This is a genomic window from uncultured Selenomonas sp. (assembly GCA_905372355.1).
Lineage (GTDB): Bacteria > Bacillota > Negativicutes > Selenomonadales > Selenomonadaceae > Selenomonas.
On record CAJPOT010000035.1, the window covers coordinates 1 to 4,079 of the forward strand.

At 59.8% G+C, this 4,079-nt stretch carries 5 protein-coding genes; 3 read left to right on the plus strand and 2 right to left on the minus strand.

The window, feature by feature from the left end; translation table 11 throughout:
• From QZ177_RS10345 to ttdB, 3 genes are all read left to right on the plus strand, one after another.
• Positions 1-92: secretion protein HlyD (locus QZ177_RS10345; RefSeq protein ID WP_294177408.1), on the plus strand; the 92-nt coding region annotated here is incomplete at its 5' end.
• A gap of 18 nt (positions 93-110) precedes the next feature.
• On the plus strand, positions 111-1,010 hold the full coding sequence (ttdA, locus tag QZ177_RS10350; RefSeq protein WP_006305670.1) for a L(+)-tartrate dehydratase subunit alpha: 900 nt from the start codon (positions 111-113) through the stop codon (positions 1,008-1,010).
• Complete coding sequence (gene ttdB / locus QZ177_RS10355) at positions 1,010-1,621, plus strand: L(+)-tartrate dehydratase subunit beta (protein WP_006305671.1); 612 nt, start codon at positions 1,010-1,012, stop codon at positions 1,619-1,621. The genes ttdA and ttdB overlap by 1 nt, the downstream gene beginning before the upstream one ends.
• Positions 1,622-1,717: 96 nt before the next feature.
• On the opposite strand, the gene QZ177_RS10360 is transcribed toward ttdB, so the two are convergent.
• Positions 1,718-3,877: a PTS transporter subunit IIABC gene (locus tag QZ177_RS10360; protein ID WP_294177406.1), complete on the minus strand. Its 2,160-nt coding sequence runs from the start codon at positions 3,875-3,877 to the stop codon at positions 1,718-1,720.
• Between the two features lie 60 nt (positions 3,878-3,937).
• Positions 3,938-4,079, minus strand: a 142-nt coding sequence (locus QZ177_RS10365) for a secretion protein HlyD (protein ID WP_294177410.1), incomplete at its 5' end; no start/stop codon positions are given.

Here is a 4,079-nt window from a genome sequence, read left to right on the forward strand (position 1 = left end):
ATAGCCAAAGCTATGTGGAGGATTTGCCGACGAAAAGCGGGCAAAAAAGATGCGCTAAGATGATGGTGCTGAATTTATCAGTGGTTCCCTAGGATAAAGGAGAGATTTCTATGACGAAAGCGGAAGCCTCTGCGCATATGCAGGACGTACTCGCGAAATTCGTGGCGTACACGGGCAAGCGGCTGCCGGACGATGTGCGCGCAAAGATCGCGGAACTCGCCGCGCAGGAGGACGCTCCTCTTGCGAAGTCCATCTACGAGACGATGGAAAGGAATCAGGAACTTGCGGTGAAGCTGAACCGCCCGAGCTGTCAGGACACGGGTGCGGCGCAGTTCTTTCTCAAATGCGGGTCGAACTTTCCGTACATGGCTGAGATGGCGGAGATCCTGCACGCGGCGGTCGTGCAGGCGACGGTGGATGCTCCGTTGCGCCACAACGCCGTGGAGACGTTTGACGAGTTCAACACAGGCAAGAACGTCGGCAAGCAGATTCCCTCGATTTTCTGGGAGATCGTGCCCGAGCGTGACGACATCGAGATCCATACGTACATGGCGGGCGGCGGCTGCACGCTGCCGGGCAAGGCGATGGTGCTCATGCCGGGCGAGGGCTACGAGGGCGTGACGCGCTTCGTTCTCGATGTCATGACGAGCTACGGGCTGAACGCCTGCCCGCCGCTCCTCGTCGGTGTCGGTGTCGGCACGTCGGTCGAGGTTGCGGCGCTCCATTCGAAGAAGGCGCTCATGCGCCCGATCGGCTCGCACAATCCGAACCCGCGCGCCGCCAAGATGGAGCAGCTGCTTGAGGACGGCATCAACGCCATCGGTCTCGGTCCGCAGGGACTGATGGGCAAGCACTCCGTCCTCGGCGTCAACATCGAGAACAGCGCGCGCCATCCGTCCGTGATCGGCGTCGCCGTGAACGTCGGCTGCTGGTCACACAGGCGCGGTCACATCGTCTTTGACAAGAACCTCGACTATAGGATTCTCTCGCACGCGGAGGTGGATTTCTAATGGAGAAGAAAGTTCTGACAACCCCGATTCAGCCCGAAGATCTCGCGGACATCAACGTCGGTGACGTGATCTACCTCACGGGGTATCTCACAACCTGCCGCGACGTGGCGCATCGCCGCGTCATTGAGGAGGGACGAAAGCTCCCCGTCGACGTAAAGGACGGCGCGATTCTCCACGCGGGGCCGATCATCCGCAAGCACGGTGAGGGGAAGTATGAAATGGTCACAGTCGGTCCCACAACCAGCATGCGCATGGAGAAATTCGAGGAGGCATTCATCGCGGAGACGGGCGTGCGCCTGATCATCGGCAAGGGCGGCATGAAGGACGGCACGATGCGCGGCTGCCGCGACCACAAGGCACTCCACTGCGTATTCCCTGCGGGTTGCGCTGTCGTCGCCGCCGCGTGCGTCGAGGAGATCGTCGATGCGAATTGGCTCGACCTTGGCATGCCGGAGACACTCTGGACGTGCAAGGTGAAGGAGTTTGGCCCCCTCATCGTCTCCATCGACAGTCACGGGCACAACATCTTCGAGGAGAACAAGGTGATCTTCAACGAACGCAAGGAAAAAGCGTGCGCGGAGATCTGCAAGCAGGTCGGGTTTATCAAGTAAAGAGCATACAAAAAGAACGCCGTTCCCATGATCGGGAGCGGCGTCCTTTTGTGTCGCGGCAGTTGTGTCGTTGGGGAGCCGTCAACCAATAAAAATTCACACCTTTGCGACCGGATCGAGTGCGCTGACCTCGCCCGTGGCGGTCATCTTGATGCTCGTACCTTCGGGCAGTCCTGTGAAGATCACAAGGCAGGCATCGGATTTCGCATTCTCACGAATGTAGTCGATGTCGAACTCCATGAGCTTGTCGCCCTTCTTCACCTGCTGTCCCGACTCAACAAAGACATTGAAGCCCTTGCCGCCAAGCGCGACCGTATCCACGCCAATGTGGAGCAGGTACTCTGTGCCGTCCGCGCTCTTCATGCCGATGGCATGCTTCGTGTCAAAGACGAAGACCACCTCGCCGTCGTCGGGCGCAAGCACCTCGCCTTTGCTCGGGTAGATGAAGAAGCCGTCGCCCATCATCTTGCTCGCAAACGCCTCGTCGGGCGCCTCCGTGATCGGATGCACCGTGCCCGTGACGGGGCTGCAAAGTGTGCGTCCCTCGCCTGCGGGAGCCGCTGCCTTTGCCTCCGCTGCCGGTTTTTCTTCGGTGGGTGCTGTGGCAGGCGCATCGTCCTCCGGCTCGACATCGGGGGCTGTCTCAAGATAGGTCTCGAGGTTCGACTTGATGACGGCGACCTGCGGTCCGTAGATGACCTGCACGCCCGTGCCCTTGACGATGACGCCGACCGCGCCCGTCGCCTTGAGCAGTTTTTCATTTACAAGTGAGGAGTCTGCCACGGAGCAGCGCAGACGCGTTGCGCAGCAGTCGACGGACGTGATGTTGCGCTTGCTGCCGAGCCCGCGCGCGATCGCAGCGCTCTTTGCGTCGCCCGAAGCTCCGTCGGCGGCAGATCCGCCCGCACCCTCGCGTGCCTGATAGTCCGCCTTTGTGAAGAGCTTCGTCTCCTCGTCGTCGTCCTCGCGGCCCGGCGTCTTGAAGTTGAAGTGCTGAATCATCCAGCGGAAGATGAAATAGTAGAGGAAGAAGTAGATCACGCCGACGGGGATGACGTACATCCAGCTCGTCTTTGTCTCACCCTGCAAAATACCGAAGATGAAGAAGTCAAGCAGACCGCCCGAGAACGTAAGTCCCACGGCGATGTTCAGCATGTGCGCGATCATGTATGCTGCGCCCGCGAGTGCGACCTGCACGGCGAAAAGTGCGGGAGCCACGAAGAGGAAGGAGAACTCGATCGGCTCCGTGATTCCTGTGAGCATACAGGTGAGCGCCGCCGAGAGCAGAAGTCCGCGCGCGACCGCCTTTTTCTCGGGACGTGCGCAGTGATACATTGCGAGTGCCGCGCCCGGCAGACCGAAGATCATAAAGATGAACTCGCCCGAGAAATACCGCGTCGCGTCCGCACTGAAATGCGCGACGTTCGGGGAGGCGAGCTGTGCAAAGAAGATGTTCTGACCGCCCTGGATGAGCTGCCCGTCGATCATCATTGAGCCGCCGACGCCCGTCTGCCAGAACGGCAGGTAGAAGACGTGGTGCAGACCGAACGGGATGAGTGCACGCTTGACGATGCCGAAGATCAGCGTGCCGATGTAGCCCGTACCCGTGACAAGACTGCCGAGGGCGAAGATGCCCTGCTGGGCGAGCGGCCAGAGGAAGTACATCGCGATGCCGACAAAGAGGAAGACAATCGTCGAGATGATGGGGACGAAGCGCGAACCGCCGAAGAAGGAGAGTGCATTCGGCAGAACGATCTTATGATACTTGTTGTGCAGCCACGCCACGCCGATGCCGACGATGATGCCGCCGAACACGCCCATCTGGAATGACATGATGCCGCAGGAGGCGGCAATCGTGCCTTCGAGGACCGTCGGTGCAATCGAGCCGTCCGGCAGGATCTGTCCGCCGATTTTCAGCATTGCGTTGCAGGCGGTGTGCATGACGAAGAACGCGATCATCGCCGAGAGTGCCGCGACCTCCTTCTCCGCCTTTGCCATGCCGATGGCGACACCGACCGCGAAGATGATCGGCAAATTGCCGAAGATCGTGCTGCCTGCACTTGCCATGATCGAGAGCAGTGAATGCAGTGCCGTGCCCGCACCGAGGACACCGCCGAGCCCGTACGTCTCGATCGTCGTCGGGTTCGTGAACGACGCGCCGATGCCGAGCAGGATACCTGCAATCGGCAGGATCGCGACCGGCAGCATGAAGCTGCGCCCGACGCGTTGGAGCACACTAAAGATTTCATCCTTCATGTTTCTCTATACCCCTTTCCCTCCGCGTCCATCCCCTGTACGCCCTCCCCTTTGGGCGAATCAGGGAAGCACTGATAAATTCAGCACCGCCATCTTAGCGCATCTTTTTTGCCCGCTTTTTGTCGGCAAATCCTCCACATAGCTTTTGCTATGCGTCCGGTTTGCCTCCTCAATCGGACGAAAAAATCTACGCCAATCTGAC

Coding starts and splice junctions, on each gene's coding strand:
- ttdA (WP_006305670.1), top strand. CDS start 111: ATGACGAAAGCGGAAGCCTCTGCGCATATGCAGGACGTACTCGCGAAA.
- ttdB (WP_006305671.1), top strand. CDS start 1,010: ATGGAGAAGAAAGTTCTGACAACCCCGATTCAGCCCGAAGATCTCGCG.
- QZ177_RS10360 (WP_294177406.1), bottom strand. CDS start 3,877: ATGAAGGATGAAATCTTTAGTGTGCTCCAACGCGTCGGGCGCAGCTTC.